The organism is Actinomadura sp. NTSP31 (assembly GCF_041951385.1).
GTDB lineage: Bacteria > Actinomycetota > Actinomycetes > Streptosporangiales > Streptosporangiaceae > Spirillospora > Spirillospora napierensis.
The window spans coordinates 162,807-177,369 of record NZ_JBGNUT010000001.1; the positions used below are offsets into that span (position 1 = coordinate 162,807).

Annotated in this window: 13 protein-coding genes and 2 pseudogenes; 3 read left to right on the top strand and 12 right to left on the bottom strand. The window is 70.6% G+C overall.

Annotated elements, in window-relative coordinates:
* Positions 1–37: 37 nt before the first annotated feature.
* The 12 genes and pseudogenes from ACA514_RS00565 to ACA514_RS00620 all read right to left on the bottom strand — a co-directional run bounded on the left by ACA514_RS00565 (position 38) and on the right by ACA514_RS00620 (position 10,326).
* Positions 38–1,060, bottom strand: coding sequence for a Rieske 2Fe-2S domain-containing protein (locus ACA514_RS00565; RefSeq protein WP_375038945.1), 1,023 nt, complete (start codon positions 1,058–1,060; stop codon positions 38–40).
* A 275-nt stretch (positions 1,061–1,335) separates the two neighbouring features.
* A complete protein-coding gene (locus ACA514_RS00570) occupies positions 1,336–2,100 on the bottom strand; it encodes an SDR family NAD(P)-dependent oxidoreductase (protein ID WP_375038946.1) in 765 nt (254 codons plus the stop codon).
* A gap of 69 nt (positions 2,101–2,169) precedes the next feature.
* A complete protein-coding gene (locus ACA514_RS00575; RefSeq protein WP_375038947.1) occupies positions 2,170–2,955 on the bottom strand; it encodes an acyl-CoA dehydrogenase family protein in 786 nt (261 codons plus the stop codon).
* A 53-nt stretch (positions 2,956–3,008) separates the two neighbouring features.
* Positions 3,009–3,266: pseudogene (locus tag ACA514_RS00580) on the bottom strand (acyl-CoA dehydrogenase family protein); the annotation flags it as partial.
* Positions 3,263–4,459, bottom strand: a complete 1,197-nt coding sequence (locus tag ACA514_RS00585; RefSeq protein WP_375038948.1) for an acyl-CoA dehydrogenase family protein — start codon at positions 4,457–4,459, stop codon at positions 3,263–3,265. The pseudogene ACA514_RS00580 and the gene ACA514_RS00585, both read right to left, overlap by 4 nt.
* Positions 4,456–5,640, bottom strand: a complete 1,185-nt coding sequence (locus ACA514_RS00590; protein ID WP_375038949.1) for an acyl-CoA dehydrogenase family protein — start codon at positions 5,638–5,640, stop codon at positions 4,456–4,458. The genes ACA514_RS00585 and ACA514_RS00590 overlap by 4 nt, the downstream gene beginning before the upstream one ends.
* The gene (locus ACA514_RS00595) at positions 5,640–6,428 is read right to left on the bottom strand and encodes an enoyl-CoA hydratase/isomerase family protein (protein WP_375038950.1); all 789 of its coding nucleotides are present in this window, start codon (positions 6,426–6,428) and stop codon (positions 5,640–5,642) included. Before ACA514_RS00595 ends, ACA514_RS00590 begins: the two co-directional genes overlap by 1 nt.
* Positions 6,421–7,353, bottom strand: a complete 933-nt coding sequence (locus ACA514_RS00600; RefSeq protein ID WP_375038951.1) for an acyl-CoA dehydrogenase family protein — start codon at positions 7,351–7,353, stop codon at positions 6,421–6,423. Before ACA514_RS00600 ends, ACA514_RS00595 begins: the two co-directional genes overlap by 8 nt.
* Entirely contained in the window at positions 7,350–8,504 is a 1,155-nt protein-coding gene (locus ACA514_RS00605) for an acyl-CoA dehydrogenase family protein (RefSeq protein WP_375038952.1), read from the bottom strand. Before ACA514_RS00605 ends, ACA514_RS00600 begins: the two co-directional genes overlap by 4 nt.
* Before the next feature lie 386 nt (positions 8,505–8,890).
* A complete protein-coding gene (locus ACA514_RS00610; protein WP_375038953.1) occupies positions 8,891–9,229 on the bottom strand; it encodes an SDR family oxidoreductase in 339 nt (112 codons plus the stop codon).
* Between the two features lie 85 nt (positions 9,230–9,314).
* A pseudogene (locus ACA514_RS00615) lies at positions 9,315–9,698 on the bottom strand (SDR family NAD(P)-dependent oxidoreductase); the annotation flags it as partial.
* A 91-nt stretch (positions 9,699–9,789) separates the two neighbouring features.
* Positions 9,790–10,326: a nuclear transport factor 2 family protein gene (locus ACA514_RS00620; protein WP_375038954.1), complete on the bottom strand. Its 537-nt coding sequence runs from the start codon at positions 10,324–10,326 to the stop codon at positions 9,790–9,792.
* Positions 10,327–10,671: 345 nt separating this feature from the next.
* Between ACA514_RS00620 and ACA514_RS00625 the strand changes: the two genes are divergently transcribed.
* The 3 genes from ACA514_RS00625 to ACA514_RS00635 are packed head-to-tail and all read left to right on the top strand — an operon-like array spanning position 10,672 to position 14,535.
* Positions 10,672–11,691, top strand: a complete 1,020-nt coding sequence (locus ACA514_RS00625; protein WP_375038955.1) for an acyl-CoA dehydrogenase family protein — start codon at positions 10,672–10,674, stop codon at positions 11,689–11,691.
* Positions 11,691–12,884: an acyl-CoA dehydrogenase family protein gene (locus ACA514_RS00630; RefSeq protein WP_375038956.1), complete on the top strand. Its 1,194-nt coding sequence runs from the start codon at positions 11,691–11,693 to the stop codon at positions 12,882–12,884. The genes ACA514_RS00625 and ACA514_RS00630 overlap by 1 nt, the downstream gene beginning before the upstream one ends.
* Positions 12,885–12,909: 25 nt before the next feature.
* Complete coding sequence (locus tag ACA514_RS00635; protein ID WP_375038957.1) at positions 12,910–14,535, top strand: AMP-binding protein; 1,626 nt, start codon at positions 12,910–12,912, stop codon at positions 14,533–14,535.
* The last annotated feature ends 28 nt before the right edge of the window (positions 14,536–14,563 follow it).

Below are 14,563 nucleotides of genomic sequence, written 5' to 3' on the forward strand. Positions count from 1 at the left end.
GGCGGGCCGCCGCCGCGCCCTCGCGCGGGACGCGCCCTCAAGCCGGCTCGGGCTCGCGCGCCGGCTCCGGCGCGTTCTCGTAGAACTGTCGCGACCAGCGGCGGAACCGTGCGTAGTGCTCCTCTTCGCCTCCGGCGAAGGGCGGGTGCTCGACGTACCGCTGGTTCTCCCAGATCGCGAAGTCCTGGCGTATCTGGCCCTTCTGGAACTCCAGCATGCGGGCCGCCGTGCCGGTCGGTTCCGGAGCGTCGCTGCCCGGCTCCCGGGTGCAGGTGATCGTGTCGAAGAGCTGCGAGTGCTCCCGGTCGACCGGCGTCGCGGCGGTGAGCTGCGAAGTCACGAAGTCGTCGAGCACGAACCGGGCGTTCGACAGGCCGAGGCCCCACGCCTCGGTCTCGATCTCGCCGGTGACCGGGCCGTCGGGGGTCAGCCAGGTCGACGTCTTGCCGTGCCCGAACACGAACCCGATGCGGGTGTGCAGGAAGTGGCCGTCCTCCTCCCACAGCAGCGGCTTGCCCGGCTGGCCGGCACCGTGGACCCACATGAAGTGGTAGTAGTCCGGGGTGTTCTCGACCGGGGACTGCGGGATGATCTTCCTGATGCCGATGTGGTCGGCGCCCTGCGGGTAGATCGGGTAGCAGCCGGCGGTGTCCTTGAACTCCCGGATACCGGGCCACTCCCACCAGGGGTCGCGGCCGAACGAGTCGTACCAGACGAGGATGAGACCGTCGATCTCCCGCGTCTGCCACGCGTCGAGCTTGACGCGGCGCGCCTCGCCCGGCGCGTAGGGAATCTGCGCCAGGGAGCCCTCTCGCGTCCACAGCCAGCCGTGGAAGGGGCATTCGATGCACTCGCCCTTCACCGTGCCGCCGTACCCCAGGTGCGCTCCGAGGTGGGCGCAGTAGGCGTCGAGCAGTGCCACCTCGCCTTCCTGCGTACGGAACAGCACGAGCTCCCGGTCGAAGTACTTCACCGGGCGCACATCGCCCGCGGCCAGCTCGGCCGTGTACCCGATCTGGTACCAGCCGGTCGGGAAGACGTCGTACGGCCAGTCCTTCATCTACGCTCTCCGATCAGTCGTACTCAACCATCTGGTTGGTAATGTAGGCACCACTGGAAGCCGCGTCAACCTCCTGCGAAGAACGGCTGCTCACCTGCTGCTCACGAGTCTCCGGCCACTCATCCCGAGCCCTCCCGGCCGCTGGGCAGGATATTCAACTAGGAGGATGGTTATTTGGATCAAGCGGGGAGATCGCGCTCGTCCTCGGAGCCCTGCGGCGGGCCGTCCGTCCCGAGCGGCGCCGCCGGACGCCGGGCGGGCGGCGGCCGTAGGGGTCAGAGCGTCTCGCCGCCGTCGATGCCGACGGTCTCGCCGGTGATGAAGCCGCCGGCGTCTCCGGCAAGGAACGCCACGAGCGCGGCGAGCTCCTCCACCTCGCCGGCACGGCCGACGGGCACCCGGCGGAGCATCGCCTTCTGCGTCTCCTGATCCTCGAACTGGGGCTTGCTCATCGCCGTCTCGAAGTGGCCGGCCGCCACCGCGTTCACCGTGACCCCGTAGCGGCCCCACTCGCGCGCCAGAGAGCGGGTCAACTGCACAAGGCCGCCTTTGGCCGTGTCGTAGGCGATGGTGTACGGAACAGTGCGCCGCACGACGTTGGATGCGATGTTCACGACGCGCCCATGGCGGCGCTCGAGCATCCCGGGACCGAACGCGCGCAACAACCGGATGGCACCTCCGAGATGGACGGCGAGGATGTCGTCCCATTCCTGGTCGGTGATCGGCTGCTCCCAGCCGGGCAGCAAGGCCTGCTTGCCGGGCAGCGGGACGAAAGGCTTGTACAGCACGGTCCCGGCGTTGTTGACGATGACGCTGACCGCTCCGAGCCGGCCCTCGATCTCTTCGCGGGCCTCTTGGACGTCCTGCGTCGAGGTGACGTCGGTTCGGAGCGCGAGCGCCTGTACACCGCACGACCGAACTTCGTCCGCGACGGCCTCCACTTCGGCGAGCGAGCGGGCGAGAACCGCCACGTCGGCGCCGTCCGCGGCCAGCCGAAGCGCGATGGCACGGCCGAGCCCGCGGCCGCCGCCGGTGACCACGGCGACCCTGCTGTGCTCACGCCCCATCGTTCCTCCTCGTGCACGGTCCGGCGGGCGGGTCCGGCGCGGTCACCACAGGCTGCCCTCGTGGCGCACCACCAGGGCCCGGTGGATCTCCCTGAGCCGGGCGGCCGGCTTCCCTGAGCGCAGCTGCATGGCCTTCGCGCGCCGGAAGTGGTGGTGGAGCACATGCTCGATCGTGGTGCCGACACCGCCGTGGACTTGCGCGGCGGTCAGCACGGCGCTCGTGTACGACCGGCCGGCGGCGAACAGCGCCACGGCCCCGATCGCGGTCGTGTCCTCCCCCATGTCCGCGCGGGCCAGCGCGTCGTTGCACGCCAGCCGCGCGGCGTCGGCCGCGATGGCGATCCGCGCCACGTGGTGGCGCACCGCCTGGAACGCACCGATCACCTGGCCGAACTGGGCGCGTTCGAGGGAGTAGGAGACCGTGCGCTCCAGCACCGCTTCGCAGCCGCCCACCATCGAACTCGCCCGCAGGAGGTTCGCGCGGGCGAGGGCGTTCTCCGCCGCGGCCGACGGTACCTCGACGAGCCGGGCGGAGCCGGGCGCGAACTCGAAGCCGTCCAGGTCGAGGCGGGCCATGCGCTCGTTGTCGATGCTCGGCACGGCGGTGCTCCGGCCGTCCAGGCTGCTGCGGCCCACAACGGCGCACAGCCACGCGCCCGCCTCCAGGAGGGGCAGGAGAAGGACGACGTCCTCGCTCTGGTCGAGCCACTCGACGATGGCCGGCTCGCCGGAGATCCGGTAACCGCCGCCTGCCGCCGTCGCGCGGAGGGTACGCTCCGGCGGCGCGACCAGCGCCGCGGGTGCGCCCTGGGCGACGCGGCCGAGCACATCGTCGAAGCGGTCTGCAGAGCGGGCGAGGCGAAGGCGGCACGGCCGCACTCGCGGGCGACGATTCCCGCGTCGGCGAGCGTTCCGCCACCGCCGCCCACACGCTCCGGGAGGTTGACGCCCGTCCAGCCGAGGTCGCACAGTTGCTTCCAGCGCCCATGGTCGTAGCCGTCGCCGGACTCCTCTTGACGGTTCAGGTAGGTGTTGTCGACGAAGTCGTCGAAGTAGGCGCGCACCGACTCGGCCAGCAACGCCTCGTCCTCGGTCAGGTCGGTGTCGGTCAGGGCCGTTCTCACTGGGTCTCCTCTCACCGGGCACCGGGATGCCCGTGTTCCGCTCCCGCACGGACCGGCGGCCCGCTTCGCCGCTCGGCACCGATCCCGTCAGCGGTCTCCGGCCGTTCGTTCGGAGTCGGGGTGCTCACCGATCGGTACCGCTCCGCCAGCCGCGCGCGATGGGCACTCGGTGAGCCGAACAGGGCGCGGTTCAGCGCGGCTCGCTTCAGATAGGCGTGGACGCCGCTCTCCCGCGCGTACCCGACTCCGCCGTGCAGTTGCATCGCCTTACCTGCGACGTCGACCGCCGCGGCGCACGCGTAGGACTTCGCCATCGACGCGGCCGCGCGCGCGTCCATGACCCGGGGTCCGGCGAGAGCGGTCACCGCGGCGGCGACCAGCTCGCGGGCCACGGTGGTCTGGACGAGCATGTCCGCGCAAGCGTGCTTGACGGCCTGGAACGAGCCGATGGGACGGCCGAACTGGTGCCGGACCTGGGTGTAGGACACTGTGGCCTCGAGCATCGCCGCCGCAATGCCGAGGCTGTCGCAGGCGAGCGCCACCGCGGCGCGGTCGAGGAGGCGCTGCACGGCGGCATGGGTGTCGCCGGTGAACGGCCAGACCGCCTGCGGTGGCACGTCGGCGCCGTCGGCGTCGACGTCGGCGAGATTGCGCGTCTCGTCCAGCACCGCCCTGGGCGTGACCGTGACTCCGGCGGCTTCCGGGCCGACGGCGGCGATCACCGGCTCGCCCCGTCCGTCCCGCCGGGCCGCGACCAGCAGCCGCGAGGCCTCCGCCGCGTCCGGGACGAAGGACGCACGGCCGAACAGCCGCAGTCGTCCGTCCGGCCCGCGCTCGAGGCGGAAGGCCGCGTCCTCCGTGAGCACCGCCACCGGGACGGCTTCGCCCGCCGACGCCGCGGCGAGCAGGTCGTCCCGGCCGTCGCAGGGCGCGACCGCGCACAGGGCGCCGACGCCGAGCACGATCGCGCCCAGGTACGGGGCACGGGTGATCGTCCTGCCCAGTTCCTCGGCGATGATCCCGACCTCGGCGAACGTCGCGTCCGCGCCGCCGAGCGCGCCCGGCGTCTCCAGGCCCAGCCACCCCGATGCGGCGAGGGCCGACCAGTCCGCGGCGGCCCCTCGTCCCGCCTTGCCGAGCACGGCACGGGCGACCGCGCGCAGCTCGGCGCGGATCTCGGCCGGCTCATCGGCGAAATCGACCGTCATGCCGACGCCTCCCTCGGCAGGCCGAGTCCGCGCTCGGCGATGATGTTCCGCTGGATCTCGCTGGTTCCGCCGGGAATCGTCCACTCCCACGAGCCGATGTGGTCGAGCATCCAGGCACCGGACTCCCATCCGCTCGACGCCGGCTTGTGCAGCAGCGCGTGCGCGGGCAGGCCGGTGACCTCCGCGCCGAACCCGGTCATCCGCTGCAGCAGTTCGCTGTAGTACAGCTTGACGATCGAGGCGTCGGCCGGGCCCGCGCGTCCGCTCTCATGCCGCTCGACCAGGTCCTGGCACAGGGCGCGCAATCCGGTGATCTCGGTCTCGAACCCGGCGAGCCGGTCGGCGGTCAGCGAGTCGGTGAGCAGGCCGAGCCGCCCGCACGCCTCGACCAGCCACCGGAACCCCGCGTTGCCCAACCGCTCGGCGAGTTCGAGCATGGTCAGCCCGCGCTCGGCGCCGAGCGTCGCCTGCGCGACCCGCCAGCCGGTGTTCTCCGCTCCCACGAGGTTCGCCGCGGGGACGGCGACGTCGTTGAGGAAGATCTCGCAGAAGTGGGACTCGCCGACCGCGTTCTGGATCGGGCGGACATCGATGCCGGGCGTGCGCATGTCGAGTAGGAAATAGGAAATGCCGTCCCTCTTGCGCGCGGCCGGATCGGTGCGGGCGAGCAGCAGGCACCAGTCCGCGTAGGCGGCGCCGCTGGCCCACAGTTTCTGGCCGTTGACGATGTAGCGGTCGCCGTCGGGCCGGGCGGTGGTGCGCAGCGAGGCCAGGTCCGACCCGGCCTCGGGTTCGGAGAACCCCTGGGCCCAGATCTCACCGTCGAGGATGGCAGGCAGGTGCCGGGCGCGCTGCTCCTCGGTCCCCGCCTCCAGCAACGTGGCCGCCGCGTGGTGGATCGCGACGAACGCCAGCACGAGCCGGGGCGCATCATGTGCGGCGAGTTCCTGGTAGAGCACGGCCTGCTGCGCGAGCGGCATCCCGCCGCCCCACCGCGCCGGCCAATGCGGCACGGCGTACCCGGCTTCGCGCAGTCGCGCGAACCACCACTGCTGGAAGGCGATGTACTCCTCGTCCGGCACGCCGGTCTGCGCCTTTCGCCAGCCGGCCGGGACGTGCTCACGGCACCATTCCTGAACAGCTGATCGGAAGTCGTCGAGATCTGTCTCCGGGATCGGCATCAGCTCGCTCCCGCTCCTTTCCGCAGTGCCAGGACCCGCCTGCGGTGCTCGGCGCTCATCATGGTCTGCCGTTCGGCGGCGAAACCCGCCTGCATCGCGCCCGACAGGGCTTGGGCCAGGTGCATCCCCGCGACCCGCTTGGTGTCACGGAGCGCTTGCGCCGGCTGCCTCGCCAACCGGTGCGCCAGTTCGAGCGCCGATGACAGCAGCTCGTCGGCGGCCACCGTCCGGGAGGCGAGCCCCAACTCGACCGCCACCCGCGCCGGTATCCGGTCACCGGTATAGAGGTACTCGCGCGAGCGGAGGATCGGCGTGAGCAGCGGCCAGAACGCCGCGCCGCCGTCCCCGGCGACGAGTCCGACCGAGACGTGCGGGTCGGCCAGGAACGCGCGATCGGAGATCAGCACGATGTCGCTGAGCACCGCGACGCTGCAGCCCAGCCCGACGGCCGGACCGTTCACCGCGGTGATCAGCGGCAGCGGGAAGCGGAGCAGCTCCTCGATGATCTGTGCGCCCTCGCGCAGGCTCTCGTCGCGGGCCACCGGGTCGTCCAGGAAGGACGAGATCCACTCCAGGTCACCGCCCGCGCTGAACGCGCGCCCCGCCCCGGTGAGCACCACGGCGGCCGCCTCCCGGTCGGCGGACAGCCGCCGCCAGACGTCGGCCAGGGCGCGGTGCAACCGTTCGTCGATCGTGTTCAGCTGCTCCGGCCGGTTGAGCGTCACGATTCGCACCGGCCCGTCGCGGGTGACCGTGAGCTCGTCCGGGAGGTCGTAACGGTCACTCATGGAACAGGCCCGGGAGTCCCTGCCGGCCGATCTTCCTCACCAGTGCGGACCGGGTCGCCGACAGGCCGAGCGGCAGCCTCCGCAACGGCTGGCTGTAGCGCGACAGCCACGACAGCTGCGTCTCATCGCAGAACCCGATCGCGCCGTGCAGCTGGTGAGCGACCCGGAAGACCACCTCCGCCGCCTCGATCGCCGCCAGCCTCAGCGCGAGCGCGTCGGCGACCGCGGCCGGCAGGCGGGTGCGGACGGACCACAGCGCATACTTGGCGAGCATCTCCAGGCCGGCGCGCTCGACCTCGGCCTCGGTGACCTGGAACTGCACTCCCTGGAACGACGACAGCCGCTGACCGAACTGCTCGCGGACCAGCACGTGATCACGCGCCAGATCGAGCGCTCGGTCGAGCATCCCCAGCAGCGTCCAGCAGGGGAGGACGAGTCCGAGCGCGAGGTCCTCGGCCCCGTCCCCGGCGGCGTCGGCGATCTCGAGCTCGCCGACGAATGCCGTGGTGCGCGGGGCACCGTCCGGCCGGACGGCGGTGACGAGCCCCCGCCGCCCGTCGACCGTCACCGTGGCCCAGCGCAGGTCGAGGCCTGCGACGGCGGCCGCTCGCACCGGTGCCCCGACCACGAGCAGGCCGTCGGCCTCCCCGTCCGCGGGACGGGCGAGCCGTTCGGCCACGGGGTAGGCGGCGCACCAGTACCCGGCGGCCCGGCAGACGGCCGCGGACGCTTCCAGGTCGTCGCCGTCCGCGCGCGGCTCGAGCTCCCATGCGCCCACCTCGGCGAGAACCGGCGCGTATGCGCTCTCACGCTTGGCCGGCTCGAGCTCGGCGTCCCGGACGAGCCGGTCACCGCCCGCGTCCGCGAACGCCTGCCGCACCGTGCTCCCGTAGGCGAGGGCCTCCTCGCTCAGTTCGACGTTCATGACGCCTTCAGCAGCGAACGCGCCAGCAGGATGCGCTGCATCTCGATGCTGCCCGAGGCGATGGTCGATGCCTGCGAATAGCGCCAATGGTCTTCCACCTCGGCGCGGAACCAGTCGCCGTCCGGCCCGGACAGCATCGCGAGACCGCGAATGTCCATCAGCACTTCAGCGCTCTCCTGGTCCAGCCTGGTGACGGCGATCCGGTACGCCGCGGCGTCCGGCGGGGAGACCGCGCCCGCGTCCTGGAGTGCGATGACGCGGTAGGCGAGCATGCGCGCCCGCCGGCAGTGCACGAGCATCCGCGCCCACCGGGCGTGCAGTTCCTCCGGAAGGGCCTCCCATTGCCCGCCGAGGACGTGCGGCGCCGCGAGCAGCAGCCGCTCGCAGCGCGCGTAGCGGGCGATGCCCACGCGTTCGAACGCGAGCACCTCCTGCACGAGCGCCCATCCCTGGTCCACCTCACCGAGCACATCGGCCTCGGTGACCCGCAAGCCGTCGAAGAAGACCTCGTTCAGGTGGTGCGGGCCGAGCATCGCCGGGATCGGCCTGACCTCGATGCCCGGGGCGGACATCGGAACCAGGAAGACCGTGAGGCCGTGCTGCTTGCGCTCCCGCGTCGAGGTCCGGGCGAGCAGGAAGCACCACTGCGCCATCCGGGCGTAGGACGTCCAGATCTTCTGGCCGGTGACCGACCACCCGTCGCCTTCGCGCCGGGCCGCGGTGCGCAGCGAGGCCAGATCAGAGCCGGAGTCGGGCTCGCTGAACCCCTGGCACCAGATCACCTCGCCGCGCGCGATGGCGGGCAGATGCCGGCTCCGCTGCTCGGGCGTCCCGTGTTTCATGATGGCCGGGCCGACCCAGTTGACGCCCATGTACTGCGCGCCGCGCGGCTCATGGTGCGCCCACATCTCCTCGCGGACCACGGTCTGCTCCCATACCGAGGCGCCGCGGCCCCCGAACTCCTCCGGCCAGGCCAGGCACAGCATGTCCTGTTCGGCCAGCACCCGGCAGAACCGCTGGGCGGTCTCCAGGTCCGCGGGGTCGTCGGTGAAGGCGCCCAGGAAGTCCGCGGGCACGTGCTCCGCGACGAGCCGGCGCAGCTCACCACGCAGGGAACCGGCACTAAGTCCCATCTCGAAATCCAGAGGCACGATGTCTCGATCCTTGTCGTCGCCGAAGTAGGAGGCATCGCGAGTATAACCAACCAATCGGTCGATTTGCTATCTGCGTGGAGTCGATGACCGGTCCTACCGCGAACGGATCAGCCTCCTGGGATGTGCGTCACGCAGAACGAGCCGGTGCCCATCACAGTCGAGACGGCGCAGGCAAGCACTGATGTGCGGCGGTCTCATCGACCCCGACGCCGGTCGAAGCCGCGGCGGACGTCCGCCGCAGCGCTCCATCCCGAGGAGAGCCCAACCCACCTCGTTATCGGTAACCTGGTTGGGTACGAGGGCCGTCGACGCTCGAAAACCAGGTAGGCAGCCAGTGCTCGATCACTTGAGCGGCGCTTGATCGTGCTGGCGGGGTGGTCCTGTTAGCGGTTGAGGGCGCCGAGGTCGACGGGCAGCTGGGCGCCGGTGATGTACTTGCCCTCGTCGGAGGCCAGGAACGCGACGATGTTCGCGATGTCCTCCGGCTCGACCATCTCGTAGGGCAGCGCCGGCATGTAGATGGGCCCGAGCATCGGGCTCTGCGCCAGCAGTTCCCTCATCGAGCCGTCGGTCATCCCGGTCCGTACCCCGTGCGGGTGGACGGTGTTGACCCGGATGTCGTGCTCGCCCAGCTCGTTGGCGAGGACCTTCGCCAGGCCCACGACGCCGTGCTTCGACGAGGCGTAGTGCGCCAGGAAGGGCAGCCCCTTCAGGCCCGCCACCGAGCTGGTGATGATGATCGGAACCGCCCTGCCCTTGCTCGATGAGCGTCGGCACGGTGGCCTTGACCGTCTTCCACACCCCGGTGAGGTTGGTGTCGATGACGTCCTGCCACTGCTCCTCGTCGAGCTCCCAGGTGCGGCCGCAGTTGACGATTCCGGCGTTGGCCACCACCACGTCCAGCCGGCCGAGCTCCGCCAGGCCGTCCCGAACCGCGGCATCCAGCTCGTCCAGGTTCCGCACATCGGCCCTGCACGCCACGGCCCGCCTCCCCTGCGCCTCCACGAGCCTGACCGTCTCATCGAGATCGGCCTGCGTGGAGGCGTCATAGCGGACAAAACCGCTCGCCGGGCCGGCGATGTCGGTCATGATGACGTCCGCGCCTTCGGCGGCCAACCGGACGGCCTCCGCCCGTCCCTGCCCCCGCGCGGCCCCGGTGATGAAAGCGACTCTGCCCGTCAGACGCCCCATGTATCCCTCCGCGTTGCTCTGTCTCGAAGTTCGAGCGCACGGCTCGGCGGGATTCCGCACGACCGTTCCCGGTTTCAGCGCGCCGCCGCGTTCACTCGAACAACTCGTAGGAGCGGTCCGCCTTGCCCCGCCGGCCGCCGATGTACCCGCCGCGCTCGGTCGTCTTCTCCCAGTCCGGACCGTCCAAGTGGTTCCTGGTCCAGTCGGATATGACAATCCGCCGGACGATTCCCCACTTTCCATTCCGTTTCTCCAGCTCGTCGAGGTAGCGCCCTGACATGATCGCGAGCTCTGGGCGGCCGTTGTCCATGTGCGGGTGGCAGGCCAGGAAATAGACCTCGGCCCGGGCCTTGTCGTCCTCCAACTGGATGTAATGGTTGGTGATGTGGTGGTTGCCTACGGCGTCCCACACGGTCCTTGCGCCATCGACGACGACATGCGCGAAGTCGACGCCGGGCCCGTCGAACGGCCCGTGGTGGTCGGTACCGCCTTCCGCATAAACGGATTGAAGGAGCTCGAGGTCAGCGCGGTCCACTCCTCGGGCGTAGCGGTAGAGCAACTGCCTGATCTCCTCGTGGTCACGCAGCCGTTCCAGCTCCCGCTTGAGCGATGCGATCTCGTCATCCATGGCCACCTGCCCGGAGCGCCGGTCTCGATACGGGTTTAACCTACCAACTAGATGGTTGAAATACCAGCGACTCCGCCCCTGCCGAGCGCGGCATGACCGAACGCCCTCCCCCCTCGACCCCACGGGCCCCGGGCCACCGCCACAGAGTTTCGTCAGCTCACACAGCACGGAGCGCGGTCGGATGGGGCGCGTCCACGAGACCCGCGGCGGGCGGACCGCCCTCGCTGCGGTGGTCCACGCCGCGCAGATTACGCCCAACGGTCACTTGTCGCCAACTACATAGTTGGCTATAAAGAGGTGATGCACCTGCCCGGTCGCGGTGGGAGGCGAGGATCGGAGGGTCGCGTGAATCTGGAGCTGACCCCGGAACAGCACGATGTCGCGGCCGCCTTCGAGCATGTCCTCGAGCGGGAATCATCTGCCGAGCGCGTGCGAGCAGCCGAGGGCGCGGGCTACGACCCGGCCCTGTGGAAGGTTCTGTCGGCCATGGGCGCAGTCGGCGTGGCCGTGCCCGAAGCCGCCGGCGGCAGCGGAAAGGGCGTCCTGGAACTCGGTCTCCTGGCCGAGAGCCTCGGACGGCACCTGGCCTGTGCTCCCTTGGTGGAGGCCGCGACGGCGGCGATGCTGCTGGCGGATGCCGGCGGCCAGGACGCGGCGCTGGCGGAGGCGCTGGCCGGAGGCGCGCCGATCGTCTTCTGCCCGCGCCCCGCGGTCGACGGCTCCGCGGTCCTCGTGCCCGGCGGAGGCGGGGCTCAGGCGGTCGTCGCGCTCGACGCCGATCACCTCGTGCTCGCGCGAGGAGCGCCGCCGAAGGCGCCCGCGGATCTCGGCTTCCTGGCCTGTGCCGACCGGCCTCTCGAGGGGAACGCCATCGAGCGGACGGTCGTCGCGCGTGGAGAGCACGCCCGGCGGCTGTGGCGGATCGCGCTCGGCCGCTGGCGCCTTGGTACGGCGGCTGCGCTGGTCGGCGTGGCCGAACAGGCGCTCGCGACAGCGGTCCGCTACGTCAAGGCGCGCGAGCAGTTCGGGGTCCCGATCGGGTCGTTCCAGGCGATCCAGCATTTGCTGGCCCAGATCGCGATGGCCGTGGACGGTGCGCGCCTCCTGGTGCGGGAGACCTCCTGGCGCCACGACACCACGGCCGCGGAATGGCGTGACGCGGCGGACATCGCCTTCGCGCACGCCGCCGAGACGGCCGTGAGATCCGCCGAGGCATGCCTCCATGTGCACGGCGGCTACGGCTACACCCTGGAGTACGACGCCCAGCTCTACCTTCGGCGAGCCAAGGCGCTTCAGCTACAGGGCGGGGACCCGGAAGTGATCTGGGAGGCGATCGGCGCCGCGACCATGAACAGGACGGGCTGATGGATTTCGCCACCGACCGCGAGACCGAGTCCCTCAGGGAGGAGGTACGCGCGTTCGTTCGCGAACACCTGTCCTCCGACGTGCGCGCGCGGGTCGCGTCCACGGGCGACTACCACGACCAGGAGTTCCACGCGGCACTCTCCGAGCGGGGGTGGGTGGGCGCTCACTGGTCGGTGGAAGAGGGCGGTCGCGGCTGGGACCGCGACAAGACCGACGTCATCTACGAAGAGCTGGCCTCCGCGGGCGCTCCGACCGAGGGCCTGGCGATCACCCAGATCGTGGGCGAGACCATCCGGCGCGTCGGTACCGCGGAGCAGAGGGAGCGGTTGCTCGCACCGATCTGCCGCGGCGAGGTGCTGCTGGCGCTCGGCTATACCGAACCCGGATCGGGCTCGGACCTGGCCTCGGTCCGCACGCGGGCGTCCCGCGACGGCGATGGCTGGGTCGTCAACGGCCAGAAGATCTTCACCACCCTCGGCAACAGGGCGGACTACGTCTTCCTCCTCGCGCGCACCGATCCGGCGGCACCGAAGCACACGGGCCTCACGACCTTCCTGGTCCCGACGTCCGCTGAAGGCTTCTCCGTGGCGCCGATCTTCACGCTGAGCGGCCAGCGGACCAACGTCACCTACTACTCCGATGTCCACGTCGGTGACGAGGCGCGGGTCGGTGAGGTGGGGCAGGGCTGGGAGATCGTCAATGTCGCACTCGCCTTCGAGCGCGGCGGCGAGTTCGCGGCGCAGTTGCGTCGGCTCGTCAACGCAGCTGTGGCCTGGGGACATGACGAAGAACTCGGAGGCGAGGCGCGTTTCCTGACTCGAATCGGCCGCGCGGTCGCCTCCGCCGAAGTCTCCCGCCTGCTCGGTGTCCAGGCCTCATGGTCACGGACCGGCGCCAGGGCGGGTGCCGTCGAAGGGGCGATGGCCAAGGTCTACGGCACCGAGGCCCTGATCCGCGAAAGCCGGGCACTGCTCGACGCGACCGGCGTCCAGGGGGTCCGGAACCGCGGCGTGGCCGGGGCGGCGGCCGGCGGGGAGCTCCAGCACCTCTACCGGGAGTCGCAGATCGCGACGATCTACGGCGGCACTTCCGAGGTGCTGCTCACGGCCATCGCACGGCAGAGACTCGGGCTGCCGCGAGAGCGACGCCGGCCCGACCCGCAGCGCGAACGGTCGACCGACCCCGACCAGTGAAGTCAGCTCGATTAGAGGAACACGGATGAGCATGTCGGAGTTCGACTGGAACCTGGCCACGGTGTGGGAGACCATCGCCGAGGAGATCCCGAACGCGCCCGCCCAGGTACACGGCGAGCGCGCGTTCTCGTGGGCCGACTTCGATGAGCGCTCGAACGGCGTGGCCGCCGCCCTGCTGGACGACCGGGCGAGCAGGGACGATCGGGTCGCGCTGTACCTGCGCAACAGCCCGGAGTACATGGAGGTCCAGCACGCGGCCTTCAAGATCGGAATTCCCGCGGTCAACACCAACTACCGCTACCGGGACGAAGAACTGCGCTACCTCTTCGAGGACGCCGACGTGACCTCCGTCGTGTTCCATGGCTCCTTCACCGAGACCATGGAGGGCATCCGTCCGAGATCGTCCGGCCTGCGCCGGTTCATCCATGTCGACGATGGGACGGAGCCCTGCCCGGACTGGGCCGTCCCCTACGAGCAGGCGGCCGCCTCTGCGACCGGGCAGGTGCGCTCGCCCTGGGGGCGTGGCGGCGAGGACCTGTTCCTGCTCTACACCGGCGGCACGACCGGGATGCCCAAAGGCGTCATGTGGCGGGTGGAAGACATGCTGCGCCAGGTCAACGATGTCGCCGAGGTGTCTTTCGACCTTGGCGACGCGGTCGCCGGCATCCGCGCCTCCCTCCCCCGATCCCGTCCGGTGCACGTCTCCTGCAGCCCGATGATGCACGGCAGCGGCTGGTTCGGGGCGGTCATCGCGATGCATCAGGGCGGCACGGTCGCGTCACTCGTGCAGCCGGGCCTGGACCCGGTCGAACTCCTCGACCTGATCGACCGCCTCAGGGTGTCCAGCCTCACCATCGCCGGCGAGGTGTTCGCGCGCCGGATCCTGGCGACGCTTGAGCAGCATCCCGGGCGCTGGGACAGCACATCCATCCGCGACGTCCTCACCTCGGGCGGCATGCTGAGCGAGGCGAGCAAGCGCAGCCTCCTGAAACACTGGCCACAGGCCTCGATACTCGACGGGTTCTCCTCGTCCGAGGGCTTCGGAATGGGCTGGTCGGTGGCCACCAAGGAGGACGTCCCGCCCACCGGCAGGTTCAGGCCGGGGAGGAACCTACGCGTGCTGGACGAGGATGGTCGGCCGGTCGTCGCGGGCTCCGGAGTCGTCGGCAGGCTCGTCCTGAGCGACAGGTTGCCCCTCGGCTACTACAAGGACCCGGAAAAGACCCGGCGCACCTTCCCGGTGATCGACGGTGTACGGTCGGCGGTCCCCGGCGATCACGCCATCGTGCTCGAGGACGGCACCATCCAGTTGATGGGCCGTGATTCCCTCTGCATCAACTCCGGCGGCGAGAAGATCTTCACCGAAGAGGTCGAGGCGGTCATCCTCGATCACGCGGCGGTCGGCGACGTTCTGGTCGTCGGAATCCCCGACCCGGAGTGGGGTCAGATCGTGGCCGCCGTCGCCAGCCTCGAGCCAGGGCGGTCACTCGCCCCCAACGACGTGATCTCGCATGTGAAGGGCCGGCTCGCAAGCTACAAGGCGCCGAAGCACATCGTTTTCGTCGACGTCGTCCCGCGCGGTCCCAACGGGAAGGCCGACTACCGCGCCGCGCGAGAACTGGTGGAGGCCGACCGGCATCCGACGCCCTGACCTTGCGCTTGCCGAAAGCACCATCAGC